The sequence below is a fragment of the Streptomyces sp. WMMC940 genome (assembly GCF_027460265.1).
Lineage (GTDB): Bacteria > Actinomycetota > Actinomycetes > Streptomycetales > Streptomycetaceae > Streptomyces.
On record NZ_JAPZBC010000001.1, the window covers coordinates 1,943,580 to 1,970,537 of the forward strand.

At 72.3% G+C, this 26,958-nt stretch carries 22 protein-coding genes; 7 read left to right on the forward strand and 15 right to left on the reverse strand.

Annotated features, from left to right (window positions below):
• Positions 1-146: 146 nt before the first annotated feature.
• The 3 genes from O7595_RS08425 to rimP form a co-directional block, all read right to left on the reverse strand.
• On the reverse strand, positions 147-437 hold the full coding sequence (locus tag O7595_RS08425; RefSeq protein ID WP_269728105.1) for a YlxR family protein: 291 nt from the start codon (positions 435-437) through the stop codon (positions 147-149).
• 209 nt (positions 438-646) lie between these two features.
• Positions 647-1,642 carry a transcription termination factor NusA gene (gene nusA / locus O7595_RS08430; RefSeq protein ID WP_269728106.1) on the reverse strand — a complete coding sequence of 332 codons (996 nt, stop codon included), beginning with the start codon at positions 1,640-1,642 and terminating at the stop codon, positions 647-649.
• A 2-nt stretch (positions 1,643-1,644) separates the two neighbouring features.
• Positions 1,645-2,169: a ribosome maturation factor RimP gene (rimP, locus tag O7595_RS08435; protein ID WP_269728107.1), complete on the reverse strand. Its 525-nt coding sequence runs from the start codon at positions 2,167-2,169 to the stop codon at positions 1,645-1,647.
• Positions 2,170-2,357: 188 nt separating this feature from the next.
• Here rimP and O7595_RS08440 point away from each other — a divergent pair, with 188 nt between their 5' ends.
• The 3 genes from O7595_RS08440 to O7595_RS08450 are packed head-to-tail and all read left to right on the forward strand — an operon-like array spanning position 2,358 to position 4,263.
• Positions 2,358-2,945, forward strand: a complete 588-nt coding sequence (locus tag O7595_RS08440; protein WP_269728108.1) for a hypothetical protein — start codon at positions 2,358-2,360, stop codon at positions 2,943-2,945.
• Complete coding sequence (locus O7595_RS08445) at positions 2,945-3,373, forward strand: DUF4439 domain-containing protein (protein WP_269728109.1); 429 nt, start codon at positions 2,945-2,947, stop codon at positions 3,371-3,373. The genes O7595_RS08440 and O7595_RS08445 overlap by 1 nt, the downstream gene beginning before the upstream one ends.
• Before the next feature lie 17 nt (positions 3,374-3,390).
• A complete protein-coding gene (locus O7595_RS08450; protein ID WP_269728110.1) occupies positions 3,391-4,263 on the forward strand; it encodes an aminoglycoside phosphotransferase family protein in 873 nt (290 codons plus the stop codon).
• Between the two features lie 143 nt (positions 4,264-4,406).
• Here the strand turns inward: O7595_RS08450 and O7595_RS08455 are convergent, their stop codons facing one another.
• From O7595_RS08455 to O7595_RS08490, 8 genes are all read right to left on the reverse strand, one after another.
• Positions 4,407-6,101, reverse strand: a complete 1,695-nt coding sequence (locus O7595_RS08455; protein ID WP_269728111.1) for a proline--tRNA ligase — start codon at positions 6,099-6,101, stop codon at positions 4,407-4,409.
• 125 nt (positions 6,102-6,226) lie between these two features.
• A complete protein-coding gene (locus O7595_RS08460; protein ID WP_269728112.1) occupies positions 6,227-6,769 on the reverse strand; it encodes a GNAT family N-acetyltransferase in 543 nt (180 codons plus the stop codon).
• Between the two features lie 28 nt (positions 6,770-6,797).
• Positions 6,798-7,643 carry a GNAT family N-acetyltransferase gene (locus tag O7595_RS08465; RefSeq protein ID WP_269728113.1) on the reverse strand — a complete coding sequence of 282 codons (846 nt, stop codon included), beginning with the start codon at positions 7,641-7,643 and terminating at the stop codon, positions 6,798-6,800.
• Between the two features lie 183 nt (positions 7,644-7,826).
• Positions 7,827-8,981 carry a flavodoxin-dependent (E)-4-hydroxy-3-methylbut-2-enyl-diphosphate synthase gene (gene ispG, locus O7595_RS08470; RefSeq protein WP_269728114.1) on the reverse strand — a complete coding sequence of 385 codons (1,155 nt, stop codon included), beginning with the start codon at positions 8,979-8,981 and terminating at the stop codon, positions 7,827-7,829.
• A 193-nt stretch (positions 8,982-9,174) separates the two neighbouring features.
• A complete protein-coding gene (locus tag O7595_RS08475) occupies positions 9,175-10,476 on the reverse strand; it encodes a M50 family metallopeptidase (RefSeq protein WP_269728115.1) in 1,302 nt (433 codons plus the stop codon).
• Complete coding sequence (gene dxr / locus O7595_RS08480) at positions 10,473-11,735, reverse strand: 1-deoxy-D-xylulose-5-phosphate reductoisomerase (RefSeq protein ID WP_269728116.1); 1,263 nt, start codon at positions 11,733-11,735, stop codon at positions 10,473-10,475. The genes O7595_RS08475 and dxr overlap by 4 nt, the downstream gene beginning before the upstream one ends.
• A gap of 120 nt (positions 11,736-11,855) precedes the next feature.
• Positions 11,856-13,838 carry an acyl-CoA dehydrogenase family protein gene (locus O7595_RS08485; protein ID WP_269728117.1) on the reverse strand — a complete coding sequence of 661 codons (1,983 nt, stop codon included), beginning with the start codon at positions 13,836-13,838 and terminating at the stop codon, positions 11,856-11,858.
• Between the two features lie 307 nt (positions 13,839-14,145).
• Positions 14,146-15,021, reverse strand: a complete 876-nt coding sequence (locus O7595_RS08490) for a LysR family transcriptional regulator (protein ID WP_269728118.1) — start codon at positions 15,019-15,021, stop codon at positions 14,146-14,148.
• A gap of 264 nt (positions 15,022-15,285) precedes the next feature.
• Between O7595_RS08490 and O7595_RS08495 the strand changes: the two genes are divergently transcribed.
• Entirely contained in the window at positions 15,286-15,672 is a 387-nt protein-coding gene (locus tag O7595_RS08495; protein ID WP_269728119.1) for a mycothiol-dependent nitroreductase Rv2466c family protein, read from the forward strand.
• A gap of 71 nt (positions 15,673-15,743) precedes the next feature.
• Entirely contained in the window at positions 15,744-16,955 is a 1,212-nt protein-coding gene (locus tag O7595_RS08500) for an MFS transporter (protein ID WP_269728120.1), read from the forward strand.
• Between the two features lie 254 nt (positions 16,956-17,209).
• Here the strand turns inward: O7595_RS08500 and O7595_RS08505 are convergent, their stop codons facing one another.
• The 4 genes from O7595_RS08505 to O7595_RS08520 all read right to left on the reverse strand — a co-directional run bounded on the left by O7595_RS08505 (position 17,210) and on the right by O7595_RS08520 (position 24,099).
• On the reverse strand, positions 17,210-18,655 hold the full coding sequence (locus tag O7595_RS08505) for an aldehyde dehydrogenase family protein (RefSeq protein ID WP_269728121.1): 1,446 nt from the start codon (positions 18,653-18,655) through the stop codon (positions 17,210-17,212).
• A 175-nt stretch (positions 18,656-18,830) separates the two neighbouring features.
• A complete protein-coding gene (locus tag O7595_RS08510) occupies positions 18,831-19,937 on the reverse strand; it encodes an EamA family transporter (protein WP_269728122.1) in 1,107 nt (368 codons plus the stop codon).
• A gap of 337 nt (positions 19,938-20,274) precedes the next feature.
• On the reverse strand, positions 20,275-21,861 hold the full coding sequence (locus O7595_RS08515; protein ID WP_269728123.1) for a PucR family transcriptional regulator: 1,587 nt from the start codon (positions 21,859-21,861) through the stop codon (positions 20,275-20,277).
• A 102-nt stretch (positions 21,862-21,963) separates the two neighbouring features.
• A complete protein-coding gene (locus O7595_RS08520) occupies positions 21,964-24,099 on the reverse strand; it encodes an ATP-binding protein (RefSeq protein WP_269728124.1) in 2,136 nt (711 codons plus the stop codon).
• A 530-nt stretch (positions 24,100-24,629) separates the two neighbouring features.
• On the opposite strand from O7595_RS08520, the gene gabT reads away from it, so the two are divergent.
• Together gabT and O7595_RS08530 are read left to right on the forward strand one after the other, a co-directional pair.
• Positions 24,630-25,964, forward strand: a complete 1,335-nt coding sequence (gene gabT / locus O7595_RS08525; protein WP_269728125.1) for a 4-aminobutyrate--2-oxoglutarate transaminase — start codon at positions 24,630-24,632, stop codon at positions 25,962-25,964.
• Between the two features lie 411 nt (positions 25,965-26,375).
• Entirely contained in the window at positions 26,376-26,942 is a 567-nt protein-coding gene (locus O7595_RS08530; protein WP_443071584.1) for a phosphatase PAP2 family protein, read from the forward strand.
• The last annotated feature ends 16 nt before the right edge of the window (positions 26,943-26,958 follow it).

Here is a 26,958-nt window from a genome sequence, read left to right on the forward strand (position 1 = left end):
TTTTAGGTCCGGGTTACCGCCGGACCGTCGCTACTTCATGGGCGTACTCATCGCGTACTCATCGAGTGCTCATCGCAATCTCGACCTACTTCCGACTCGCGAGGTACCTGACCGCACGGGGATCCGTGCGGTGCTGCTCTTTCTTCTTACGGTGCTGCCTGCGCCGCCGTCTCCTCGATTTCCCGGCGGACGTCCGCGGTGTCGAGCGGCCCCTGGGCCCTGAGGGCCCTCGGGAACGCCCGGCGGCGGACCGCCAGGTCGAGACAGACCGAGGCGGGGTGCAGATAAGCACCCCGGCCGGGCAGCGTACCGCGATGATCGGGGACGCATACGCCCTCGACCGCCACGATGCGCAACAGATCGCGCTTGGCCGCCCGCTCCCGGCACCCCACGCAGGTTCGCTCAGGGCATGCGCGGACATGCGTCCGACCAGACACGTCCAAGTCTACCTCCCCGCACCGACCTCACCCCTTTGGGGCAAGAATCGAACAGTTGATGGCTCAAAACTCTCGGCGATCCCGCTGTCACGGAACGAGTCTGCGCCCGGATCCATTCCCGGGCACCCCGGGCCGGTGACGGAGCACGACCCGCGCTCCGCCCCGCTCGCCCGGTCCGGACCTGCTCGCCGGGCCGTCCGGTGGCCGGTTCAGCCCTGCTCGGCGGGCTGCTCGGTGTCCGGCCGGATGTCGATCCGCCAGCCGGTGAGCCGTGCGGCGAGGCGGGCGTTCTGCCCCTCCTTGCCGATGGCCAGTGACAGCTGGTAGTCGGGCACCGTCACCCGCGCGGACCTGGCGCCGAGATCGACGATCTCGACCTTGGACACCCGGGCCGGGGACAGCGCGTTCGCGACCATCTCCGCCGGGTCGTCCGACCAGTCCACGATGTCGATCTTCTCCCCGTGCAGCTCGGCCATGACATTGCGCACCCGGCCGCCCATCGGGCCGATGCACGCGCCCTTGGCGTTCAGGCCGCTGCGGGTGGACCGCACGGCGATCTTGGTCCGGTGGCCGGCCTCACGGGCGATGGCCGCGATCTCGACCGAGCCGTCGGCGATCTCCGGCACCTCGAGCGCGAAGAGCTTTTTCACCAGATTGGGGTGGGTCCTCGACAGGGTGACGGACGGGCCACGCACTCCCTTCGCCACCCGTACGACGTAGGTGCGCAGCCGCAGGCCGTGCGAGTAGTCCTCGCCCGGCACCTGTTCCTGCACCGGCAGGATGGCCTCCAGCTTGTCGTCCAGCTTCACCAGCACGTTCTTGGGGTCCTTGCCCTGCTGGACCTGGCCGGCCACGATGTCGCCCTCACGGCGGGCGTACTCGCCGAAGGTGACGTCGTTCTCGGCGTCGCGCAGCCGCTGCTGGATGACCTGGCGGGCGGTGGACGCCGCGATCCTGCCGAAGTCGTGGGGGGTGTCGTCGAACTCTCGGGGCTCCTGGCCCTCGTCGAGTTCCGACGGGTCCTCCTTCGCCCACACCGTCACGTGCCCGGTCTGCCGGTTCAGCTCGACCCGGGCGTGCCGGCGGCTGCCCTCGGTACGGTGGTACGCGATGAGGAGGGCCGACTCGATGGCGTCGACCAGCAGGTCGAAGGCAATCTCCTTCTCCTGTGCCAAGCCCCTCAGGAGCTTCACGTCGATGTCCACGGCTACGCCTCCTCTTCTTTCTGAATGCCGTTCTTGTCCTTGCGGTTGAACTCGAGCTCGACACGCGCCTTCGCGATCTCGTCGAAGGCGAGTCTGCGTGCGGTGGGCTTGCGCCCCTTCACCCCCGGCACCTCCAGGTCGAGACCCTCGTCGTCGACGTCGAGGATCCGCGCGACCAGCTCCTCGCCCGGCTTCCCGTCCGGGGTGGTCAGCTGGAACCGGGCGAGCCGGCCCTTGGCGCGCACGTAGTGGCGGTGTTCGCTGAGAGGGCGCTCCGCCCCGGGGGAGGTCACTTCGAGCTGGTACTCGCCCTCGCCCATGGCGTCGCTCTCGTCGAGCCTGTCGGAGATGACACGGCTGAGCTCGGCACAGGCGTCGAGATCGACGCCTTCCTCCGAATCCACGACGACGCGGAGCACACGGCGGCGGCCGGCCCGGGACAGTTCGATCTCTTCCAGATCCAGGTCCGCGGCGCTGACGAGCGGTTCGAGCAGTCCGCGCAGCCTCTCGCTCTGGGTGGTGCTCATCCGGGTGACTCCTCGGCCGCGTGTGCTGTTGTGGGTTTCGTCGTGTGTCAGCACAAAGGGTATCCGGTCGCGGGGGGTGTTGCCGTCCACCCACCGAAGACCCGCAGGTACGCTCGCCTGCGGTGATCACATCAAGGCGTCGTCCACCCGATCGGGTGAATGCGTGCCAGGGCCCGAGGAGAGACCAGGTGGAGCGCACGGGAACGACGCGCAGACGTGCCCTCTTGGCCACCGGGGCGGCCGCCGCCGCGGTGCTGACCGGGTGTACGACGGACGAACCCGGCGCGCGGAGCGCCACGCCCCGGAGCGAGTCGGCGGAGACCGCGCTGCGCCGACGCAGCGCCGAACTGAGCGGCGCCCTGCTGCCGCGGTACGACGCGGTGCTGACGGCGCATCCGGCGCTGGCGGCCCGGCTGGCACCGCTGCGGGCCGAGGTCGTACGGCATGTCGAGGCGCTCGCGCCCACCGGGTCACGGCCGCTGCCCGGGACCTCGCCGGACCCTTCGGTGTCCCGCCCCGCGTCGCCTTCCTCCCCCGCACCGTCCGCGTCCGGTCCCGCACGGCCCGGCCCGTCCTCCACGGCGAGCCCCCCGGCGCCCCCGGCGCCCGCCGACGCCGGGGCGGCCGTGCGCGAGCTCGCCGCGGCCGAGCGGACCACCGCCGACGGGCACACCGCCGCGCTGAGCGGCGCCCCGCCGGAGTACGCACGACTGCTGGCCTCGGTCGCCGCGGCCGGTGCGGTCCATGCCTATCTGCTGACGGAAGGGTCCCGTTGATGAGCGACGCGCTGGCCGCGGCGCAGGCCGCCCTCGCGGCCGAACACGCAGCCGTCTACGGCTACGGCGTGGTCGGCGGCCGGGTCGGCGAGGCGCGCCGGGCCGAGGCCGTGGCGGCGTACGACGCGCACCGGGCCCGCCGGGACGCCCTGGAGCGCACGGTCCGTGATCTCGGCGGGAAGCCCCTCGCCGCTCAGGCCGCCTACGCACTGCCCTTCGCGGTACCCGACACGGCGGCCGCGGTGCGGCTTGCCGCTGTCCTGGAGGACCGGGTCGCCGGCGTCTACTCCGACCTGGTGCGGGCCGCCCGGGGCCCACTGCGCCACGACGCCGCGGCCGCGCTGCGCGAGGCGGCGGTGCGGTCGGCGCGGTGGCGCGGTGGCGGCGTAGCCTTTCCCGGGCTTGCCGAACGAGCCGCGGCGCAGTGAAAGGGAACAACGCACGCATGGGTTTCGAACCGCCCCGGCGTCTGGTGCGGGCGCTCGGCGACACCGAATGGACCGGGCAGCTGCCGAAGCTCGTCGAGGAGACCGCCGCCCGCGACGGTCTGGAGATCGAGCGGGTGATGGTGCCCGGCGGCCGGAGCAGTCTGGTCGTCCTCGTGCGCCGGCGGGACGGCACGCCCGCTGCCCTCAAGCTCGTGCCGTCGCTCGCGGCGCCGGAGCTGGAGCGGGCGGCGCTCGCGCACTGGAACGGATTCGGCGCGGTGCGGCTGCTGGGCGGTTCCGGGGGCGCGCTGCTGCTGGAGCGGCTGCATCCCGAGGTGTCCGTGCGCTCGCTCCCGGAGGCCAAGGCGCTGCTCGAGGCCGCGGGCACGGTGCGCCGGCTGTGGGTGGAGCCGCCGTCCGGCCACGGCTTCGAGACGGTGGCCGAGCGCACGGCCCGTCAGGTGTCCGCGCTGTCGGAACGCGCCGCCACCGCACCGCAGGCGCTGGTGGACGAGGCGCTGGCCGCGCGTGAGGAACTGCTCGCGCACCCCCCCGAGTCGCTGCTGCTGCACGGGAACTTCCGCCAGAGCAAGGTGCTCGCGGGCGACCGCACGCCCTGGCTGGCGGTCGGGCCGGAGCCGTTGGTCGGCGAGCGGGCGTACGACCTGGCGCGACTGGCCAGGGACCGGGTGGAGGACCTGATCGCCGCGGCCGCCGGCGCTTCCGCCGCCCGCCGCCGGGTGAACCGGCTCGCGGACTCGCTGGACGTCGACCGGGACCGCCTGCGCGGCTGGACGCTGTTCCGCGCGGTGGAGTCGGGCACGCGGGCGATCGCCGAGGGGCGGCACGCCGAGGGCGAGCTGTCGCTGGAGTTCGCCGGCTGGCTGTGAACGACCGGCGCGCGACTGGCGGGACCGGCGACCGCCGCCGCCCACGCCGGGGACGCGGGGCACACCGACGGACGGGACCAGTGGCCGTGCCGGTGCGAACCGGCCCGGCCCTCGGCCTCGTCGTCGGCGCGAGCGCCGTCGCGTCAGTCGGTGAGGCGCGCGACGGCCTCCTCGACCGTCAGCTCCTCTCGCTCGCCCGTGCGGCGGTCCTTCAGCTCCAGGACGCCCTCGCCGGAGCGGCGGCCCGCCACCAGGATCTTCGGAACGCCGATCAGCTCCGCGTCGGTGAACTTCACGCCCGGTGAGACACCGGCCCGGTCGTCCACGAGCACCCGCAGGCCCGCCGCGCCGAGCTTCCCGGCCACGTCGAGTGCGAGCTCGGTCTGCAGCGCCTTGCCGGCGGCGACGACGTGGACGTCCGCCGGGGCGATCTCGCCGGGCCAGCACAGGCCCTGCTCGTCGGCGTGCTGCTCGGCGAGGGCGGCCACGGCGCGGGAGACGCCGATGCCGTAGGACCCCATGGTCACGCGGACCGGCTTGCCGTTCTGGCCCAGGACGTCGAGCTGGAAGGCGTCCGTGTACTTGCGGCCCAGCTGGAAGATGTGGCCGATCTCGATGGCGCGGTCGAGCTTCAGTCCGGTGCCGCAGGAGGGGCACGGGTCGCCGTCCTCGACGACGACCACGTCCAGGTAGTCGTCGACCTCGAAGTCCCGGCCCGCGACGACGTTCCGCGCGTGCTTGTCCTGCTTGTTGGCGCCGGTGATCCAGGCGGTGCCCGGGGCGACGCGCGGGTCGGCGATGCAGCGGACCTTCTCCAGGCCCTGCGGACCGACGTATCCGCGCACCAGGTCGGGCCGGCCGACGAAGTCCTCGGCGGTGACCAGCTCGACGGTCGCCGGGGCCAGGTGGTCCGTGAGCTTGCCGAGGTCGACCTCGCGGTCACCGGGCACGCCGACGGCGACGATCTCGCCGTCGACCTTCACGAGGAGGTTCTTGAGCGTGGCGGAGGCGGGCACGCCGAGGTGTTCGGCGAGCGTCTCGATGGTCGGGGTGTCCGGGGTGTCCAGCTCCTCGACGGGGCCGTGCTCGCCGGTGACCGGCTTCAGGCCGAAGGTGACGGCCTCGGTGTTCGCCGCGTAGTCGCAGGAGGGGCAGTGGACGAAGGTGTCCTCACCGGCGGCGGCCGGGGCGAGGAACTCCTCGGAAGCGGAGCCGCCCATCGCGCCGGAGACCGCGGAGACGATGCGGTGCTCCAGACCGAGGCGCTGGAAGATCTTGATGTAGGCCTCGCGGTGCAGCCGGTACGACTCCGCCAGGCCCTCGTCGGTGGTGTCGAAGGAGTACGAGTCCTTCATCTGGAACTCGCGGCCGCGCAGGATGCCGGAGCGCGGACGGGCCTCGTCGCGGTACTTCGTCTGGATCTGGTACAGGATGACCGGGAGGTCCTTGTACGAGGTGCACTGGTCCTTCACCAGCAGGGTGAAGATCTCCTCGTGGGTGGGCCCGAGCAGGTAGTCCGCGCCCTTGCGGTCCTGGAGGCGGAACAGCTCGGCGCCGTACTCCTCCCAGCGCCCGGTCGCCTCGTACGGCTCCTTGGGCAGCAGCGCGGGCAGCAGCACCTCCTGGGCGCCGATGGCGTCCATCTCCTCGCGGACGACCCGGGCGACGTTCTCCAGGACGCGCATGCCGAGGGGCAGCCAGCTCCAGATACCCGCCGCGTTCCGGCGGACGTAGCCGGCGCGGACCAGCAGCTTGTGGCTGAGCGTCTCGGCGTCCGCAGGATCGTCGCGCAGTGTCTTGACCATCAGACGGGACATGCGCTGGACCTGGGCTGCCATGGATTGTCTCCTGCGTACAAGTGCGTACAAGAAAGGGTGATGTCCAGGAGGTTAGCCGGGCGGTGCGGGCGGGCGGAAATCAGTTCCGTTCCGTACGCCCGTCGCGCGTGCGTGCGGTGCGGCCCTCAGGCGCCGCGCACCAGTGGCAGCGGGGCCCCCATCACCGCGTACGGCTTCGGGGCGCTGGGGAAGAGGACCTGGCGCGCCAGGTCCTGGTAGCCGAGGGCGCGGTACAGGCCGCGTGCCGGGCTCTCCGTGTCGATCGCGGACAGGATGGAGCGGGGCTGGGCGGCGTCGTCGGTGATGGTGGTGATCAGCCGGCGGCCGATGCCCCGCCCCTGGTAGGCGGGGTGGACATGGAGCTCGGTGATCACGAACGAGTCGTCCAGCCAGTCGTCGGAGCCGTTGCTGCGCAGATACGGCTCCACGACCGTGGACCACCAGTGGGTGCGGTCGTTCGGCATCCCGTACACGAACCCCACCAGCCGGCCCGTGGGGGTCGTCGCGCCGAGGGCGTGGGCCCCGGGGCAGAGCAGATGCCGGAGCACGATGTGGCGGCGGATACCGATCTCTTCCGCGGTGAGGCCGAAGGCGAGGGCCTGCACGGAGAGGGCGTCGTCCACGCGTGCGGCGAGGTTGACCGGCGCGACCTCGACATCGTGTTCCATGCGGGAACCCTACTTCTCCGCCGGCCGCTCAGAACAGCACGCTCATGAACGCACCGACCTCGCGGAATCCCACCCGTCGGTACGCCGCGCGCGCAGCGGTGTTGTAGTCGTTCACGTACAGGCTGACGACCGGTGCGACGTCGGCGAGGGCGTAGCGGATCACGGCCGCCATCCCGGTCTCTGACAGGCCGCGTCCGCGGTACTCGGGGGCGACCCAGACGCCCTGGATCTGGCACGCCAGCGGGGTGGCGGCGCCGATCTCGGCCTTGAAGACGACTTTGCCGTCGTCGATCCGGGCGAAGGAGCGGCCCGTGCCGACGAGTTCGGCGATCCGGGCCTGGTAGAGCAGTCCGCCGTCGCCGGCCATCGGGGAGACGCCGACCTCCTCGGTGAACATGGCCACACAGGCGGGCATGATCACCTCCATCTCGTCCTTGCGGATGCGCCGCACGTGCGGGTCGGGCTCGATGTCCGGGGGCAGGGACTCGGTGACCATGAGCGGCTGGTGGGCGCGGACTTCGCGGGCCGGGCCCCAGCCGGGCTCCAGGAGCTTCCACAGCGTGGAGGTGGTCGCGGCCGGTCCCACGATGGACGAGCAGCGGCGGCCGGTCCTGCGGGCGCGGTCGGCGAAGGCGCGGACGGCCTCGGGGGTGGCGCAGATGGGGACGAGATTGGCGCCCGAGTAGCAGAGCGAGCGGAGCCGTCCGTCCGCGTACCAGCCCCACATCTCGCCGCCGAGGCGCCAGGGGTCGAGTCCGGCGACCTGGACCCTGGCGGTGACGAACGCGTTGGCGACCGGGTCGCTCTCCAGGACCGCGAGTGCGGCCCCCAGATCGTCGGGATCGAGGACCCGGGTGGTCGTCTGCGTCAACACGAGAGGGCCCTCCATCACTCCTTGCGGGCAACGACAGGTGCCGCTCGGTCGGCCGGCCCCTGCGCGTATCCGTGGTGGTGTACGGCCTGCCGGTCTGTGCACTGTACCCGGATACCCGGGAGCGGGCCCCTCACGCGAAAGGGCCGGGGCCGCCTGCGCGGAACCGGCCCTCGCGGCGGTCGGTCAGCTGACGGAGACCTCGGGCTCCCCGGAGGCAACGCCGTCCTTCTCCATCTGCTCGGCGATCTTCATCGCCTCCTCGATCAGGGTCTCGACGATCTTCGACTCCGGCACCGTCTTGATCACCTCGCCCTTGACGAAGATCTGGCCCTTGCCGTTGCCGGAGGCCACACCCAGATCGGCTTCACGTGCCTCGCCCGGGCCGTTCACGACGCAGCCCATGACGGCGACGCGCAGGGGCACCTCCATGCCCTCGAGGCCCGCGGTGACCTGGTCGGCCAGTTTGTAGACGTCCACCTGGGCCCGGCCGCAGGACGGGCAGGAGACGATCTCCAGCCGACGCTGGCGCAGGTTCAGCGACTCCAGGATCTGGATGCCGACCTTGACCTCCTCGGCCGGGGGTGCGGACAGCGACACGCGGATGGTGTCGCCGATGCCCTCGCTGAGCAGCGCGCCGAAGGCGACGGCGGACTTGATGGTGCCCTGGAAGGCCGGGCCGGCCTCCGTCACGCCGAGGTGGAGCGGGTAGTCGCACTGGGCGGCCAGCTGCCGGTAGGCGTTGACCATGACGACCGGGTCGTTGTGCTTGACCGAGATCTTGATGTCGCGGAAGTCGTGCTCCTCGAAGAGCGAGGCCTCCCACAGCGCCGACTCGACGAGCGCCTCGGGGGTGGCCTTGCCGTACTTCTGGAGCAGCCGCCGGTCGAGCGAGCCCGCGTTCACCCCGATGCGGATGGGAGTGCCGGCGTCCCTGGCCGCCTTGGCGATCTCCTTGACCTTGTCGTCGAACTGCTTGATGTTGCCGGGGTTGACGCGGACCGCGGCACAGCCCGCGTCGATGGCCGCGAAGACGTACTTCGGCTGGAAGTGGATGTCCGCGATCACCGGGATCTGCGACTTCCGGGCGATGGTGGGGAGCGCGTCGGCGTCGTCCTGCGTGGGGCACGCGACGCGGACGATCTGGCAGCCGGACGCGGTGAGCTCGGCGATCTGCTGCAGCGTGGCACCGATGTCGGAGGTCCGTGTCGTCGTCATCGACTGCACCGACACGGGGGCGTCGCCACCGACGGCGACCGAGCCGACCTGGATCCTGCGGCTGATCCTCCGGTCGGCGAGCTTGGTCGGAACGGACGGCATCCCGAGAGAAATCGCGGTCATCTGCTGTGCAACCCCAAGGTGTGGATCGAGGCCCCGACAGGGCGGGCTCCAGCCTTCGACATTACGCCACGGGTCCGCAGCCCAGCACACCGCGGCGGCAAACCACCCGAAGGGACGCGGCCGGACGCCATACGGTGTCCGGCCGCGGTTTCCGCCCGGGGTCCGGGCGGTGTCCCCCGGGCGAACACGTTCCCTAGGAGATCTTCACCGGGTTCACGATGTCCGCCACCAGCACGAGCAGCGTGAAGCAGATGAAGATCCCCGCGACCACGTAGGCGACGGGCATCAACTTCGCCACGTCGAAGGGGCCGGGGTCGGGCCGACGGAAGAGCCGGGCGAGGTTGCGGCGCACGGATTCCCAGAGCGCTCCCGCGATGTGCCCGCCGTCCAGCGGCAGCAGCGGCAGCATGTTGAACAGGAACAGCGAGAGGTTGAAGCCGGCGAGCAGCATCAGGAAGGTGGCGACGATGTTCTGGGTGGGGGCGTCGAGGTTGAGCACCTCGCCGCTGATCCGGGCCGCGCCGACCACCCCGACCGGGGAGTCGTCCTTGCGCTCGCCGTCGCTGAAGGCCGCCGCCCACAGGTCCGGCACCTTGGCCGGGAGCGAGATGATCGCCTGGACGCCGTTCTCGAACATGTCGCCCATGCGGTCCAGGGACTGCCCGAAGGTCTGCGGCACGATCTCCGTCCTCGCCGCGAAGCCGAGGTAGCCGGCCGGCACGAACTCGCCGGGAACGACCTGACCGTCGGCGTCCTTCTTGGCCACCATGTTCTTCAGCAGGGTGGCCTGGAGGACCTTCTCCTCACCGCCGCGGTCGACGGTGATGGTGGCGGGGCCGATGGTGTCGCGGATGCGGCTGGACAGCTCTCCCCAGTCGCTGACCGGCACCCCGTTGAAGGCGACGATCCGGTCGTCCTTGAGCAGTCCCGCGGCAGAGGCCGGGGACTCGGGGTCCGTGGACCTGCAGGTGCTGCGCTCCTCGCTCTGCGGGATGACGCACTGCTGGACACCGGCGACCTGGGTGGTCTGGGTGGCGAAGCCGAACGACATCGAGACGCCGAGGAAGATCGCCACGGCGAGCACCAGGTTCATGAAGGGGCCCGCGAACATCACGATGACGCGCTTCCACGGCTTGCGCGTGTAGAAGAGCCGGGTCTCGTCGCCGGGCTTGAGCTCCTCGAAGGCCGCCGTGCGGGCGTCCTCGATCATGCCCCGCCAGGGAGAGGTGGAGCGGGCCTCGACCCGGCCGTCCGGGCCGGGCGGGAACATCCCGATCATGCGGATGTAGCCGCCGGCCGGGATGGCCTTGATCCCGTACTCGGTCTCCCCCTTGTGGCGCGACCAGATCGTGGGGCCGAAGCCGACCATGTACTGGGGCACACGGATACCGAAGAGCTTGGCGGTCGAGAGGTGGCCGAGCTCGTGCCAGGCGATGGAGAAGAGCAGTCCGACGGCGAAGAGCGCTATGCCGAGGACCGTCAACAGAATCGTCATGCGCGAGCCTCCGCTGTCGCCTTCTCTGTCTGTGCGGCCAGTTCCCGGGCGCGGGCGCGCGCCCAGGTCTCCGCTTCCAGGACGTCCGTGACCGTCAGCGAGGTTCCCCTCCCGGGGGTGCCGTGTTCGCCGACGACTGCAGTGACCGTATCCATGATTCCGTTGAACGGCAGCCGTCCCGCCAGGAAAGCGTCCACGCACTCCTCGTTAGCGGCGTTGAACACCGCGGGGGCGGTGCCGCCTTGCTCCCCGACCTGCCGGGCGAGTGCCACGGACGGGAAGGCCTCGTCGTCGAGCGGGAAGAACTCCCAGGTGGAGGCCGTCGACCAGTCGAAGGCGGGCGCGGCGTCCGGCACCCGCTCCGGCCAGCCGATGCCGATGGCGATGGGGCCGCGCATGTCCGGCGGCGTGGCCTGGGCGAGCGTGGAACCGTCCGTGAACTCCACCATCGAGTGAACGTAGGACTGGGGGTGGACCACGACCTCGATGCGCTCGAACGGGATGTCGTAGAGGAGGTGCGCCTCGATGACCTCCAGGCCCTTGTTGACCAGGGTGGCGCTGTTGACCGTGATCACCGGCCCCATCGCCCAGGTGGGATGGGCGAGGGCGTCCTCGGGGGTGACCCGGGAGAGCTCGGCCCGGGTGCGGCCGCGGAAGGGGCCGCCGGAGGCGGTGACGACGAGCTTGCGGACGTCGGCGCGGGTACCGGCGGCGAGGGCCTGGAACAGCGCGGCGTGCTCGGAGTCGACGGGGATGATCTGGCCGGGCTTCGCGAGCGCCTTCACCAGCGGGCCACCGACGATGAGCGACTCCTTGTTGGCCAGCGCGAGGGTGCGGCCCGCTTCGAGTGCGGCGAGGGTGGGGGCGAGGCCGATGGATCCGGTGATGCCGTTGAGGACGGTGTGGCACTCGGAGGCGGCGAGGTGGGTCGCCGCCTCCGGCCCGGCCAGGATCTCGGGGAGCGGCTCGCCCGTTCCGTACCGCGCCCGCAGGGCGTCCCGGAGCTCGGGAACGGCGTTCTCGCGGGCGACGGCGACCGACCGCACCCCGAGCCGGTGCGCCTGCTCGGCGAGCAGGTCGACCCGCCCGCCGGCGGCGGAGAGCGCGATGACGCGGAAGCGGCCGGGGTTGCGCAGGACCAGGTCGATGGCCTGCGTGCCGATGGACCCGGTGGAGCCGAGGACGACGATGTCCCGGCGGCCTTCGGACGGGTCGAAGGCGATGTGCGGATCGGCGAGTGGGGCTGGGCTGTCGCTCATCCCCCCATTGTGGCCGCTGCCGACGCGGGCCCCGACAGCGCGTCCCCCTGCGCGCCGCCGCCGCGGGAGCCGCCCGGAGGCGGCGGTCCCGCGGCGGCGGCCGCACGGCGGCCCGGCCGGTCAGCGGAACGGGCGGTGGACGTTCTCCCGCGTCGACGGGCCGGGGGTCGCGTCCGCGATCCAGGGTCCGTCGCCGCTCGGGTCGAGGACGCCCTCCTCGAGCCAGGTGTAGGAGCCGGCGAGGACGTCCTTGACCACGGACCGGTCGACGTCGTCGGTGTTGGTCCACAGCCGTCCGAAGAGCTCCTCGACCCGGATGCGGGACTGCCGGCAGAAGGCGTCCGCCAGCCGGTACGCCTCCCGGCCGTGCTCCCCGGTCCTGCGCAGCAGTTCGGCCCGTACGCAGGCGGCGCTCATCGCGAACAGCTCCGCGCCGATGTCGACGATCCGGCCGAGGAAGCCCTGCTTGGTCTCCATCCGGCCCTGCCAGCGGGACATGGCGTAGAACGTGGAGCGGGCGAGCTTGCGCGAGGTGCGCTCCACGTACCGCAGGTGCGCGGAGAGGTCCGTGTGCCCGCGCGGGTGGAACTCGGCGTACGAGCGGGGCAGCTGGCCCGGACCCGCGACCAGCCTGGGCAGCCAGCGGGCGTAGAACGCCGTGGCCGCCGCGCCCGCCCTGGCCTTGTCGCCGAGCGACTTGTCGGGGTCGATGATGTCGCCGGCCACGGAGAGGTGCGCGTCCACCGCCTCGCGCGCGATCAGCAGATGCATGATCTCGGTGGAGCCCTCGAAGATGCGATTGATGCGCAGGTCACGCAGCAACTGCTCGGTGGGGACGGCTCGTTCGCCACGGGCCGCGAGGGACTCCGCGGTCTCGAAGCCGCGTCCGCCGCGGATCTGGACGAGCTCGTCGGCGATGAGCCAGGACATCTCGGAGCCGTAGAGCTTGGCGAGGGCGGCCTCGATGCGGATGTCGTTGCGGTCCTCGTCGGCCATCTGGGACGCCAGGTCGACGACGGCCTCCATGGCGAAGGTGGTCGCCGCGATGAAGGAGATCTTCGCGCCGACGGCCTCGTGCTTCGCGACCGGCTTGCCCCACTGCTCGCGGACGGCGGACCATTCGCGGGCGATCTTCAGGCACCACTTCCCGGCGCCGACGCACATCGCGGGCAGGGACAGACGTCCGGTGTTCAGCGTGGTCAGGGCGATCTTCAGACCGGCGCCCTCGGGGCCGATGCGGTTCGCGGCGGGCACCCGGACCTGGTGGAAGCGGGTCACGCCGTTCTCGATGCCGCGCAGGCCCATGAAGGCGTTGCGGTTCTCGACGGTGATGCCCTCGTCGCCCGCCTCGACGACGAAGGCGGTGATGCCGCCCTTGTGGCCTTCGGACTTGGGGACGCGGGCCATGACGACGAGGAGGTCGGCGACGACACCGTTCGTCGTCCACAGTTTCACGCCGTCGAGCACGTAGTCGTCGCCGTCGGGCACGGCCGTGGTGGCCAGGCGCGCCGGGTCGGAACCGACGTCGGGCTCGGTGAGCAGGAACGCCGAGATGTCGGTGCGGGCCAGGCGCGGCAGGAACGTCTCCTTCTGCTCCTGGGTGCCGAAGATCTTCAGCGGCTGCGGTACGCCGATCGACTGATGCGCGGACAGCAGCGCGCCGATAGCGGGGCTGACGGAGCCGACCAGGGCCAGGGCCTTGTTGTAGTACACCTGGGTGAGGCCGAGGCCGCCGTACTTGGTGTCGATCTTCATGCCGAGCGCGCCGAGTTCCTTGAGGCCCTCGATCACCTCGTCGGGGATCCGGGCCTGGCGCTCGATGAGCGCGCCGTCGATCTTCGTCTCGCAGAAGTCGCGCAGTTTGGCGAGGAACTCCTCGCCGCGCTGGACCTCCTCGGAGGCCGGCAGCGGATGGGGGTGGATCAGGTCGAGCCGGAAACGGCCGAGGAACAGCTCCTTGGCGAAGCTGGGCTTGCGCCAGCTCTGCTCGCGCGCGGCCTCGGCGACCTGGCGTGCCTCACGCTCGGTGACCTTTGGTGCCCCTGTGACCTCGGGGGACACAGTGACCTTCGGGGCGTCCTGCGGAGTGGATGGTGCGGACATGAGGGACTCACCTCGCCGCTGTCGGAGGGCGGCCGGACCGGAATTACCGACCGGTGCTACTCGTCCGTATCTACCCGATTGACGGCCTCCTCACCAGTCCTGCGGGGCAGCCGGGTGGATCGCTGACGGACTACCACAGGAGGACCGCCGGAGCCCCCGCACAGCGGTCTCCTCACAGTACTCCTGAGCTGCGGATTCTCTCTGAGCTGCGGAAACGCCCGGCGGTTCGGCGCGCAACCTGACGCATCGGGCCGCAGCAGCGATCACCGGGTTCCCACGGGGAACAGGACCGGGTCCGCGCTCCCTTTCACCGCCCTTCGACGCCCAGCAGCTCCAGGAAGGCTGCGGCCGCCGGGGTGCGGCTCTCCCGGCCCCAGATCACGTACTCGGCACGGGCCGGGGCGTCCGTGACCTCGATGGTGGCCATCCCGGTCAGGCCCGCGACGTACGCGGGCGGGAGCAGGGCCACGCCAAGGCCCGCGCCCACCAGACGGGCGAGGTAGTCCGCGTTGGTCACCTCGAAGGCGACCTCGCGGGTGAGTCCGGCGGCGGCGAAGGCCAGATCGGACTGGGCCCGGCCGGCGGTCTTCGCCGGGAGGTCCACGAACGCCTCCGAGGACAGCCGATGGAGGTCGACCGAGGTCTCGCCGGCGAGCGGGTGGTCCGGGGAGACCACGGCGACCAAGCGCTCCCGGGCCAGCTCCCGGGCCATGACGCCCCTGGGGTGGGCAGTGACCGGGAGACCGAGGAAAGCCACCTCGATCTCGCCCTGCCGCACCCGCTCCACGAGCTCGTCGCTCGCTCCCACACTGAGACTGATCCGGGCCCTCGGGTGGCGCCGGTGGAAGTCCTTGAGGACGTTCGGAACATCCACGGCGGCGACGGTGGGGATCAGCCCCACCGCGAGACGTCCGCGCACCTCCCCGACGGCCGCCGCGACTTCGGCGGCGGCCCGCTCCGCCGCGTCCAGGCACTGTCGGGCGGCGGGCAGGAAGGCAGCGCCCGCCGGGGTCAACCGGACCCGGCGGCTGGTGCGTTCGAAGAGCCTCGCACCCAGTTCCTTCTCCAGGCGTGCGATCTGATGGCTGAGCGCGGACTGAACGACCAGGCAGCGCTGGGCAGCCCTCGTGAAGCTGTTCGTCTCGGCCACGGCGATCACATACCGCATTTGCTGGAGCTCCACGGATCCATCGTGATACGCGATTCATCACGTGACAAGCATGTGTTGGACTCATTGATCTCCCGGCCCGACACTCGTCACAACGCACACGGCAGGAACGTCCTCGGGCCGACTCCGCGGGGCGGGCCCTCGATCGGGCCCCGCCGGAAGATCCGAGAGCCACGCTTCCGCTGCCCTCTCCCCTACCTCCCGCACCTGGGCGCACACCGCCGAGGCGTGCTTCGGCGCGCCCTCGTGCCCGTGACACCGAAAGGACGAGCGACTGCCATGAGCACCGCACCACCGCGTCCCGAGACGACCGTCACCGACATCCGGGGCCCCGAGGTCGGCACCCCCGTGATCCACGTGCCCTGCCCTGACGGGAAGGCCCGCCGGCGTTCCTCGGCCCGGTGCTCACCCCCGCCGACCCTTGGCGAAGCCGCCGGAACGCGCTGGGACGGCGTGCGTGCCGTGGCGAGCGTCGACGGCTTCTTCGAGCCGAAGCGCGACCGGGGCCGTGACCCGATCCTCGACCGAGGCCGCCGGCCGCGCCCGCACCCGAAGTCCGAGGAGACTCCCTCGGCCCCGCCCCGCACCACCGACGCGCGCCTCCCCGGCCACCCCGATCCGGAACAGGAACACAGCGGACAACGGCAGGCGCACCCCATGCCCTGACCTCCCCACTGGATCCCAGCGCCATGAGGCACGCGCGCACCACGCCCGACGACCACGTCCGGAGAGATGACATGACCATTCAAGAAGAGACAGGCACCCCCGTCGCGCCGCAGAAGCCGGCGTCCCCGGCCCGGGGATGGCTGGGTGTGGCCGCCATCACCGCAAGTCTGTTCGTCTTCCTCACCACCGAACTGATGCCGATCGGCCTGCTCACCCCGCTCAGTGAGAGCCTCCACGTCTCCGTGGGCGCGGCCGGCCTCATGGTCACGGCGCAGGGTGTCGCGGCCGGTCTCGGCGTGCCGTTCATCGTGGCGTGGACGCGGCGCGTCAACCGGCGCCGGCTGCTGACCACGCTGCTGGCCGTCCTGACCGTCGGCAACCTGGTCACCTCGATCGCCCCGAACTACCCGCTGATCCTGTGCACCCGCCTGCTCATGGGCTTCGCCAGCGGCGTCTTCTGGGCCATCGGCGTCAGCATGGCCATGCGCATCGTCCCCGAGAAGCACGCCAACCGGGCCGCCGCCGTCGTGATGTCCGGCATCTCGATCGCCACCGTCGTCGGCATCCCGCTCGGCACCCTGCTGGAGAGCGCCGGCGACTGGCGCGCCACCTTCCTCATCTGGGCCGGCCTCAGCGCCCTGGTGTTCCTCGCGGTCGCCTTCACGATCCCGTCACTGCCGTCGGCCAACGCGGTCCCGGTCCGCGAGGTCTTCGGACTGCCCGTCAGGAACGTGCCGCTGCGCGTGGTCCTGGTCATGGTCGTCCTCTTCGTCCTCGGCCACTTCGGTGCCTACACCTTCGTCCGTCCCTACCTGGAGGAAAGTGCGTCCGCCACCGTCGGCTTCATCACCGTCGTCCTCGTCGTCTTCGGTATCGGCGGCGCGATCGGCAACTTCATCGGCGGCCGGACCGTCAACAAGAGCCTGCGGGGCAGCTTCATCGTGGGCGGCCTGGTCCTGATCGGCGCACTCGTCATGCTGCTGACCGCCGGCACGAACGACATCGGCGTGATCGCCGCCATGGTCCTGTGGGGCCTCGCCTTCGGTGTCGTCCAGCTCAGCCAGATCAACATGACGCTCGCGGCGGCTCCCGAGACCTTCGAGGCCGCGATGTCGCTCAACACCATGGCCTACAACACCTGCATCGCCCTGGGTGCCCTCATCGGCGGCCTGTTCGCCGACCACCTGGGCGTCCCGAGCGTCATTCGGTTCGGCATCGTCCTGGTGGCTCTCGCCGTGATCCTGCGCGCCGCGACCGGCCGCCGGACCACGCCTGCGGGCTGACCTCATCCCTCCAGGCAATCCCTTGCTCCGGCAGCCGGACGTCCGCTCCGCGTCGCCGCCGGCCGGGTTGATCCCCGGCACGGGCTCCGTCCCCGACGAGGCGGCGGTCCATGCCCTGCTGCACCGTCCGACCCGGCGCACCCGACGCGGCCGAGAACCACCGGGGTCCGGAGGTCGTTCGCCGGTCGGACGGGATGCAAAGGGGACGGCCGGAGCCCCCGCACAGTGGGCTCCGGCCGCCGGTCGGGGAGGTACTACAGAGCGAGCCCGGTGAGGACCAGCACCCGCTCGTACGTGTAGTCGTCCATCGCGAACTTCACGCCCTCGCGGCCGACGCCGGACTGCTTGGCACCGCCGTAGGGCATCTGGTCGGCACGGTAGGACGGCACGTCGCCGACGATCACGCCACCGACCTCCAGTTCCCGATGGGCACGGAACGCGGTCTGCAGGTCGTGGGTGAACACGCCTGCCTGGAGGCCGTACTTGGAGCTGTTGACCGCCGCGAAGGCCTCGGCCTCGCCGTCGACGCTCTGGACGGTGAGGACCGGCCCGAAGACCTCCTCGCAGGCGAGGGTGGCGTGCGCCGGAACCCCGGTGAGCACGGTCGGGGCGTAGGAGGCGCCGTCGCGCTTGCCACCGGTGTGGAGCAGGGCACCGGCCTCGACCGCCTCGTCGACCCAGGACTCGACGCGCTTGGCGGCGTCCTCGCTGACCAGCGGGCCGACGTCGGTGGACGGGTCCGACGGGTCTCCGGTGTTCTGCGCCTCGACCGCGGCGACGATCCTCGGCAGCAGCCGGTCGTACACCGAGGCGTCGGCGATCACGCGCTGCACGGAGATGCAGGACTGGCCGCCCTGGTAGTTGGAGAAGGTGGCGATACGGGTCGCCGCCCAGTCCAGGTCCTCCTCGGAGGCGAAGTCGGCGAGGACGACGGCCGCGCCGTTGCCGCCGAGTTCCAGGGTGCAGTGCTTGCGCGGCACCGAGTCCATGATCGCGTAGCCGACCTTGTCGGAGCCCGTGAAGGAGATGACCGGGAGGCGCTCGTCCTGGACGAGGGCGGGCATCTTGTCGTTCGGGACCGGCAGCACCGACCAGGAGCCGGTGGGCAGCTCGGTCTCGGCGAGCAGCTCGCCGAGGACCAGACCGGACAGCGGGGTGGCCGGAGCGGGCTTGAGGATGATCGGCGCGCCGACGGCGATGGCCGGGGCGATCTTGTGGGCGCACAGGTTCAGCGGGAAGTTGAACGGCGCGATCCCGAGGACGACGCCCTTCGGGAAGCGGCGGGTGAGGGCGAGGCGCCCCTGGCCGCCGGCGTCCGTGTCGAGGCGCTGGGCCTCGCCGCCGTTGAACCGACGGGCCTCCTCGGCGGCGAACCGGAAGACGGAGACCGCACGGCCGACCTCGCCGCGGGCCCACTTGACGGGCTTGCCGTTCTCGGCGGAGATCAGCTGGGCGATCTCCTCGGTGCGCTCGACGAGGCGCCGGGAGACATGGTCGAGGGCGGCGGCGCGGACATGGGCCGGGGTCGCGGCGAACTCGTCCACGACGGCGTGGGCGGCGGCAACGGCCTCCTCGACCTGAGCGTCGGTCGGGACGGCGACCGTGCCGACGGGACGGCCGTCCCAGGGGGAGGTCACGTCGAAGGTCGTCTCGCCGGTGGCCTGGCGGCCGGCGAGCCAGAAGGCGTGGGTGGAAGTCATTTGGGGGTCCCGGCCCTTCCGAAGTAGTGGGTTGCCTCTTCTCACACGTTAGGGCGGCCGGGCCGGAACGTGGGTTGTCCGCGTTGGAGTGGTCGACCGGTTCGCCCTGCCGCTTTGGCGAGTGCGCGGGTCTCCGGTCGCCCGCCGCACCGGGATGGGCGGGGCTCGGCAGGTGTCAGCGGCGGCGTTCGGTACTGACGATCAGGCAGACGCCGGCCACGACGACCGCGCCGCCGACGGCGATCGGCCAGGTCAGCCGCTCCCCGAGGATCAGCGCGCCGAGGAGTACGGCGACGACCGGGTTGACGTAGGCGTAGGTGGCCACGAGCGAGAGCGGGGCGGAGTGCAGCAGCCAGGCGTACGCCGTGAACGCGATCAGCGAGCCGAAGACGACGAGGTAGGCGAGGGCGGTCCAGGAGCGGCCGGACACCTCGGCGAGCACGAAGCCCCGCTGTTCACCGCGGCCCAACCCGACGAGCAGACAGCCGATGCCGCCCGCGACCATCTCGTAGGCGCTCGCCGCGAACGGGTCGGCCGGCATGGGGATACGGGAGGAGGAGAAAGAGCCCACCGCCCACATGACGGTCCCGGCGATCACGGTCAGCACGCCCCAGAGGCGGACGTCGCCGCTCAGCCCCGGCAGGGTCAGCACGGCGAGCCCCGCGAGCCCGAGGAGGACACCGCCGTACGCTCCGGTGCCGGGTCGCTCGCCGGACGCCCTCCGCAGCACGACGACCCAGGCCGGGACGACGGCTACCAGCAGGGCGGCGAGTCCGGAGGGGACGGCCGTCTCGGCGAGGACCACGAGCCCGTTGCCGCCGAGGAGCAGCAGCAGCCCGACCACGGCGGCGGAGACCAGCTGGGCGCGGGTGGCACGCAGCGCGGACGGTCCCCGGCGCCAGGCGACGATCGCGGCGAGGAGCAGCCCGGCGACGACGAACCGCGCTCCGGCCGACAGGAACGGCGGCATGGTCTCCACGGCCACGCGGATGCCGAGGTACGTGGACCCCCACACGACGTAGACGATGGCGAGCGCCGCCCAGACCGGCCCTGACGTCCGGCGGCCGGACGCGGGCCCGAAGCCGGAGTCGGCGGCGGGCGCGGAACCGGGTTCGGAGAGGAGGGCGGCCACGGGGCCGGCGCCGCGTTCCGCGCCCGTTCCCGTGCCGGGCGGGGTGCCGGCCGCGGTGGCGGGCCCGGCCGGGGGGCTGCTCGCGCCGGGCGAGCCGGGAGTGGGGGCTCCGGGAGTGGGGTTGCCGGCGTCTGCCGCGGGTTGTGTCATCGGTCCTTCCCGTCTCGTGGACGGCCGGACGGATGCCCCCGCCCGACTGGTGATCACGAGGGAGGACCCTAGGCAGTTCGAGGACCGAACACCATGTTTTCTGCCCGAATTCGGGCAGCGCAGGGGGAATTTCTCCGGCTGGATCGTGTGGCAGGGCGGTCTGCGTGCCGCCGGCCCCCTGGCTGGGCGTCTCCACGGGACGGCGGTCGGGGCCGGCGGCCGAGGGGGCCGCCGGCCCCGACCTCCGTCCCGGGACCGGCTCGGTGCCCCGGGGGGCGGGGACGTCGGCTCCGGGCAGGGGCGCGGGAGATCGGCTCCGGGCGGGGTCGCGGACGGCTCAACGGCTCAGCGGCGGTTCCGGGGCCGGAGCCGGCAGCGGGGTCTCGGTCGCCTTCAGGGCCAGCCAGAGTTCCATGCGCACGTCCGGATCGTCCAGGGAGCGGCCGAGGATCTCCTCCACGCGCCGCATGCGGTAGCGCAGGGTGTGGCGGTGGACACCCAGGTCGGCCGCGGCCGCGTCCCACTGGCCGTGTCGGGAGAGCCAGGCGCGCAGGGAGGCCACGAGGTCGCCGCGGCCGGTCGCGTCGTGCTCCCGCAGGGCTCGCAGCATTCCGTCGGCGAAGGCGCGCACCGCGTCGTCCGCGAGCAGCGGCAGCACGGAGCCCGCCGCGAGCTCCTCGTGCTCGACGAGCGCCCTGCCCCGCCTGCGGGCGACGGAGAGGGCCTGCTCGGCCTGCTTGTACGCCGTGGCGGCCGCGATCGGGCCGGCCGGCGCGGACATGCCGACGGCCACCCCCGCCTCCTCCGTCTCGCGTTCGGTGTACGGCTCGCACGCGAGCGCGACCGCTCCCCCGTCGGCGGCGAGGACCACGAGCCTGCCGTCGCTCTCCCACACGGTGAGCACGGACTCACCGGCCCGGGAGGCGGCGGCCTCCAGCGCTTCGGCGAAGGCGTGCGCGGGGTGCTCGGCCGCGGGGTCCGGTTCGCCGGACGGTTCGGCGATGAGCAGCCGGAACGGAGCGTCCAGAAGCCCTCCGTACAGGTCCCCGGCGACCGTCCTGGCGTGATCAGGCAGGCCCGAGAGCATCATCCTCAGCACCGCCGCGCCGAGCCGCTGCTCGGCGGCCTGCAGCGAGCGCGATCGTTCCGTGGTGAGGGTCAACAGGGCCACCGCGGAGTGCACGGCGTAGCGCTCGGCGGTGCCGAGCGGCGCTCCGGTGCCGACCGCGAGCGCGCCGCGGACCCGCCTACCCGTGCCCAGCGACTGGAGTTCGACGCGGTCCTCCGTACCGCCGACGACCGCGCTGGCGGGAGCGGGGCGCTCCCGCAGGCGCTCCACGTCGCCCGTGAGCCGCGCCGCGCGCCGGACGGCCCATTCGGGCGCGGCGGCGACGACGGCACCGGAGGCGTCGTAGAGCGCGGCCCAGCCGTCCACGTGGGCGGCGAGCCTCGCGAGCAGGGCCGCGGGGCCCTCGGCGAGCGCGGCGCGCGTCAGCTCGCGCTGGGCCTCGAAGCCGGCGGTGACGGCTCGGTACTGATCGGCCGCGATGGCCGCGGAGACCGCCTTGCTGATGGCCAGGAAAGGCGTGCGCCGTGGCACTTCGAGAAGGGGGAAGTCCTCGGCCTCGGCCGCCTCCAGCAGCGCGTCCGGGACGTCGTCGTAGTTGACCCCGACGGCGAAGCCCAGTCCGGCGACGCCCGCCCCCGCGAGCCGCCGCACATAGCGGCGCATCGCCTCCCGGTCGGCGGCGTCGAGGGTCATCGCGGTGACGAGCAGCAGCTCGCCGCCCTCCATGTACGGCACGGGGTCCGCCAGCTCGCTGGCGTGCACCCAGCGCACGGGGGTACCCAGACGGTCCTCCCCGGCGCGGACGGCCAGCTTGAGCGCGGAGTGCTGGACGAGGGAAGCGAGGGTGACCGGCATGGGACCGCGGACTTTCGGCAGAGGGTGGATGCTTCTGGGCCTATTTTGCCGTCCCGTATGAACGGCGTAGCTCGATTCTGCCACCGCGTACGGTTACCCGGCTCAGTTCCGCATATCCACCAGGAGGGGCGGTGTGCGCTCGCCGCGGACCGACGTCAGGGAGAGCACGGCGTGCCCGGCCGGCACGAAGTGCGCCAGCTCGGACGCCGACCAGCGCTCCCGCTCGACCTCACGCACCGTCACCGCCTCGGCCGTCGCGGCCCTGCCCGTCACGACCCGGCGCATGAAGTGCAGCGCCTTGGTCAGCGGCTCGTCGGAGACGATCTGCCGGTTGGTCACGTCCTTGGTCTGGACCCATTCCTTGCCCCAGGACTCGGCGAACCGGCCGCCGTCCCACGCCCCGAGCCCGGCGAACGCCATCCGGCATCCGACGGCACCCAGCAGCGGCCCCCGCAACGCCTCCGGCACGTCCTCCAGGGTCCGCAGCGTCAGCACCACCCCGGCGTGCGCGGAGCGCAGCCGCTGTACGGCCCTGACGGAGTCGGGGGTGACCGTGTGGGTGGCGTCGTCCAGAACCAGGCAGGCGAACAGCGAGCGGTCCGAGCGGCTGAGAGCGGCCTCGGTGAACTGGGCGAGGACGAGCCGGGCGATGATCCGTGACGCCTCGGCGTGACCGCGTTCCGGGAGGTCGATCCGCACCCTCAGCGGGTGCTCGACGGCCCGCAGCGAGAACTGCCGGCCGGGCGCGCCGGTGCGGAAGAACCCGGCGAACGCCGGCCGGTCGAGGTATGCGATCCGCTCCGCGAGCAGCACCCCGATGTCGTCGGCGCGCTCCGACTGCCGTGCCCGCGCGTCCAGTTCCCTCAGTTGCGACGTCTCGCCCGCGGCCTGCAGGGCGGCACGCAGCCCGTCCAGCGCCCCGGGCACGCCACCGAGGAGGTCGCGCAGTTCGGGCACCGCGGGGAAACGGCCGTGGACGCCGCGGTACGGCCCGATGAGCTGCGCGAGGGCGGTGGCGGCCCGCCGGCCGTCGGCCGAAAGGTCCCCGACGAGCGCCTCGGCGAGGGTCCGGGCGGCCTCGTCGGGGTCGTCGCTGCCGCCGTAGAGGTCGAGGTCGTGTGTGGACTCCGGCCGGCCGGGGGCGATGACCAGGTCGAACGCTTCGTCGGGGGCGAGCGCCGTGCCGTGCGCGGTGACGGCGACGACGGCGGCACGGTTCGCCAGCGCCTGCAGGCACATGGCCTCCACCACGGGTCGCACGAGCCGCACGGTCTTCCCCGACCCGGACGGCCCGACGGCGAGCAGCGAGGTGCCGAGCAGCGCGGGTTCCAGAGCGACTCCGGTGGTGCGGCGGGCGTAGGGGTTGCGGGGGTGGTCGGCGGCGGTGCCGATCCTGACCTGGTTCACGGCGAGGTCGTGCACGGCGGTGCGCACCGGCAGATCCCTCGCCCCGGAGGGATGTACGAACGCACCGGCTCCAAGCCGCTCCACATCGTCCGAGAATGCACTCAACCGCTTCGGGTCGGCTTCGACGGAGTACCAGGCACGCCGGATCCGCGCGTAGTCGACATCGTTCATCCGCCCGGCCCGGACCTCCTCGGCCAGCCGTTCGGCGACGACGGACTGCCCCACCCGGCGCAGCTGGGGCCACTCGGTCGGGTCGTCGGGCCCGCCCGGCAGGACGGGGGCAGGGTCGGACGACGTTCCCCGTGGGCGGAAGGCCCTTACCGAGGGCAGCAGAAAGCGGCGGCCGATCTCCGGCCAATTGCCGAGGCGGCCGAAGAAGACCACCATTCCCACGATCAGCAGCGCGTCGACGGCCCATCCGATCACACCCTTGATCGCGGCGTTGTCGGAGAGTTTGACCAGCGCTCCGGCCCAGAAGTGCGGGTCCAGCCAGTACGGAATGTAGTAGTTGTCGTACAGCGACCAGAGCAAGAGCGCACAGAGCGACGAGATCAGCGCACCCGTGAAGAGCCGCCGCGCCGGGACGAGCTCCGGCTCCTCCGCCGGGCGCGGCCGGTGCCCCAGCCGCCAGACGCCCGGTTCGGCGTCGGGCCGCGGGGTGCGCAGCCAGTCGGCGACGGAGGCGCGGGACGGCACCGGCGGGACGGCGGACGGCATCGGTGGGGCGGCGGACGGCATCGGTGGTGGGCCCGCGGGACGCGGGACGGGCCGTGCGCTGCCGGTGCCGCCGGATCGGGCTCCGCGTGCGTCGTACGTACCTTCGGTCTCCATGAACCCCTGCCCCCTGACCAGCCAGGTCCGCGCGTCTGTGCCACCGTCAATCTAGTGCCCGCCGCCGGGGAGTTCAGCGATCCCGCACCGCGAGCGCGGCGGCCGGTGCGCACGGCCGGGGGCGGGACCCGAAGTCGCGGGCGGGACCTGCGGGGAAGCGGCCACGGCTCGGCCCGCGCGTCGCCCGCACCGCGGTCCGGGCCCGCCCGCTCCTCCACGCCTCCCGGCCGGGCCCCCCTCGGCGGCAACTCCCGGCAGGGTGCTACCGGCCGCCCCGCGCCCCGGGGCGCCCCGGCCGGGCACTCCTGCCCGGCCCTGCGCCGGAACCGCGCTCCGAGGCGCCGCACGTCCGTACCCGCCTGCCACCCCGAACCGCGCGCACCCGCACCCCGCCGGTATCCGGCTCTATGTCCGTCACGGACAAGGACACGCCCCCACCACTACCGAACGGAGCATGCCGGACCCCCCGACCCGGACCTAGCCTGCGAAGAAGGAAGAAGTGCGTCCGGAAACACCCCCCAGGAGCCCTCATGAGCGCAATTCCGCAGGAGCGCCGCGTCGTCACCGCCATCCCCGGCCCCAAGTCGCAGGAGCTGCAGGCCCGCCGTCTCTCCGCGGTCGCGGGCGGCGTGGGCTCCGTGCTGCCGGTGTTCACCGCCCGCGCCGGCGGCGGCATCATCGAGGACATCGACGGCAACCGTCTGATCGACTTCGGGTCCGGCATCGCCGTGACCACCGTGGGCGCCTCCGCCGAGGCCGTCGTACGCCGGGCCTCCGCGCAGCTCGCGGACTTCACCCACACCTGTTTCATGGTCACGCCCTACGAGGGTTACGTCGAGGTCTGCGAGGCCCTGGCCGAGCTCACGCCGGGCGACCACGCCAAGAAGTCCGCGCTGTTCAACTCCGGCGCCGAGGCCGTCGAGAACGCCGTCAAGATCGCGCGGGCCTACACCAAGCGCCAGGCCGTCGTCGTCTTCGACCACGGCTACCACGGCCGCACCAACCTCACCATGGCACTGACCGCGAAGAACATGCCGTACAAGAACGGCTTCGGCCCGTTCGCCCCCGAGGTGTACCGCGTCCCGGTCGCCTACGGCTACCGCTGGCCCACCGGCCCGGACAACTGCGGCCCCGAGGCCGCCGCCCAGGCCATCGACCAGATCACCAAGCAGATCGGCGCGGACAACGTCGCCGCGGTCATCATCGAGCCGGTCCTCGGCGAGGGCGGCTTCATCGAGCCGGCCAAGGGCTTCCTCCCGGCGATCGCGCAGTTCGCCAAGGACAACGGCATCGTCTTCGTCGCGGACGAGATCCAGTCCGGCTTCTGCCGCACCGGCCAGTGGTTCGCCTGCGAGGACGAGGGCATCGTCCCGGACCTGATCACGACCGCCAAGGGCATCGCCGGCGGTCTGCCGCTGTCCGCCGTCACCGGCCGCGCCGAGATCATGGACGCCGCGCACGCGGGCGGCCTCGGCGGCACCTACGGCGGCAACCCGGTCGCCTGCGCCGGTGCGCTCGGGGCCATCGAGACCATGCGCGAGCAGGACCTCAACGGCAAGGCCAAGCGCATCGAGGAGGTCATGAAGGGCCGCCTGTCCTCGATGGCGGAGAAGTTCGACATCATCGGCGACATCCGCGGCCGCGGCGCCATGATCGCCATCGAGCTGGTCAGGGACCGCGCCACCAAGGAGCCGAACCCGGAGGCCGCCGGCGCCCTCGCCAAGGCCTGCCACGCCGAGGGCGTCCTCGTGCTCACCTGCGGCACCTACGGCAACGTGCTCCGCTTCCTGCCCCCGCTGGTGATCGGCGAGGACCTGTTGAACGAGGGTCTGGACGTCATCGAGTCGGCGCTCGCGGGCGTCTGAGCGGGCCGGGCGGGGTGTGACCGCCCGTAATCGCGCGCTCTCTGTGAAGAACGTGTGGGGGGCCAATGGCGGGATCGCATTCCCGCTGTCGGTCCCCCTCCTGCTGCCGTACGGTTTCCGCAGATGAGAGAAACACCCCGCTCGCAGGGGACTGCGGGCGACTCCATGGCGTGGCCTCCCCAGCCCCGCCCTGGCCGTGCCCTCGCGCACACCACCGGAGCCTCGCGCTCCGGATCTCCTCTCCGATCGGATGGCCGCCCGCCCCAAACCCCCCGGGGCGCGCGGCAAACCGGTCCTCACGGCCGCCCCGGAACCACCCCCCCTGTTCCGGGGCGGCCGGCCTTCTCCTTCGACTTCCGCGGATCCCTCGGCCCGCTCAGCGGCCCCGCCGTCGTCGCGGCGCTGTGCGCCGTGCTCTTCGCGCTGATCACCTGGCAGGTCGTGGGGCACGGACCGCTGCGCGCACTGGACGAGCACGTCGACCGGGCGGTCGTGGGCGACGGACCCGCGGGCCTCACCGAACTCCTCGCCGATCTCGGCAACGTGCAGGTCGCACTGCCGGTCCTGGCCGCGGCCGTCGGTCTGGCGCTGCACCGGCGCCGACCGGGCCCCGCGGCGGCGGTCGTCGTCGCCATGGCCCTCGTACCGGCGCTGGTGGCACCGCTGAAGGAGCTGACCGACCGGCCCGGACCGCTGACCCCGGAGACGGGGTACTTCCCGTCGGGCCACGCCGCGACCGCGATGGTGGCGTACGTCGGCGCCGCCCTCCTCGTCGGCAGCCGGCTGATGCCCGTCGCCGTGCTGCTCACGCTGGCGACGGGCATCGGCCTGGTACTGCGCGGCCACCACTGGCCTCTGGACGTCCTCGCCAGCTGGTCCCTCTGCGGGGTGCTGCTGGCCGGTGCCGTCATGGTCAGCTCCAGGGGTAGGCGTCGAAGAGGCGCTGGAACTCCCAGCCGCCGAACCGGTCCCAGTTGATCGACCAGGCCATCGG

What these genes read in the sequence shown, in the direction of transcription:
- O7595_RS08475 (WP_269728115.1), bottom strand. Translation starts at nt 10,476, where the DNA reads ATGACGATTCTGTTGACGGTCCTCGGCATAGCGCTCTTCGCCGTCGGA.
- gabT (WP_269728125.1), top strand. Translation starts at nt 24,630, where the DNA reads ATGAGCGCAATTCCGCAGGAGCGCCGCGTCGTCACCGCCATCCCCGGC.
- ispG (WP_269728114.1), bottom strand. Translation starts at nt 8,981, where the DNA reads ATGACCGCGATTTCTCTCGGGATGCCGTCCGTTCCGACCAAGCTCGCC.
- O7595_RS08460 (WP_269728112.1), bottom strand. Translation starts at nt 6,769, where the DNA reads ATGGAACACGATGTCGAGGTCGCGCCGGTCAACCTCGCCGCACGCGTG.
- dxr (WP_269728116.1), bottom strand. Translation starts at nt 11,735, where the DNA reads ATGAGCGACAGCCCAGCCCCACTCGCCGATCCGCACATCGCCTTCGAC.
- O7595_RS08515 (WP_269728123.1), bottom strand. Translation starts at nt 21,861, where the DNA reads ATGCCGGTCACCCTCGCTTCCCTCGTCCAGCACTCCGCGCTCAAGCTG.
- O7595_RS08445 (WP_269728109.1), top strand. Translation starts at nt 2,945, where the DNA reads ATGAGCGACGCGCTGGCCGCGGCGCAGGCCGCCCTCGCGGCCGAACAC.
- O7595_RS08520 (WP_269728124.1), bottom strand. Translation starts at nt 24,099, where the DNA reads ATGGAGACCGAAGGTACGTACGACGCACGCGGAGCCCGATCCGGCGGC.
- O7595_RS08495 (WP_269728119.1), top strand. Translation starts at nt 15,286, where the DNA reads ATGAGCACCGCACCACCGCGTCCCGAGACGACCGTCACCGACATCCGG.
- O7595_RS08455 (WP_269728111.1), bottom strand. Translation starts at nt 6,101, where the DNA reads ATGGCAGCCCAGGTCCAGCGCATGTCCCGTCTGATGGTCAAGACACTG.
- O7595_RS08510 (WP_269728122.1), bottom strand. Translation starts at nt 19,937, where the DNA reads ATGACACAACCCGCGGCAGACGCCGGCAACCCCACTCCCGGAGCCCCC.
- O7595_RS08500 (WP_269728120.1), top strand. Translation starts at nt 15,744, where the DNA reads ATGACCATTCAAGAAGAGACAGGCACCCCCGTCGCGCCGCAGAAGCCG.
- O7595_RS08505 (WP_269728121.1), bottom strand. Translation starts at nt 18,655, where the DNA reads ATGACTTCCACCCACGCCTTCTGGCTCGCCGGCCGCCAGGCCACCGGC.
- O7595_RS08485 (WP_269728117.1), bottom strand. Translation starts at nt 13,838, where the DNA reads ATGTCCGCACCATCCACTCCGCAGGACGCCCCGAAGGTCACTGTGTCC.
- O7595_RS08450 (WP_269728110.1), top strand. Translation starts at nt 3,391, where the DNA reads ATGGGTTTCGAACCGCCCCGGCGTCTGGTGCGGGCGCTCGGCGACACC.
- rimP (WP_269728107.1), bottom strand. Translation starts at nt 2,169, where the DNA reads ATGAGCACCACCCAGAGCGAGAGGCTGCGCGGACTGCTCGAACCGCTC.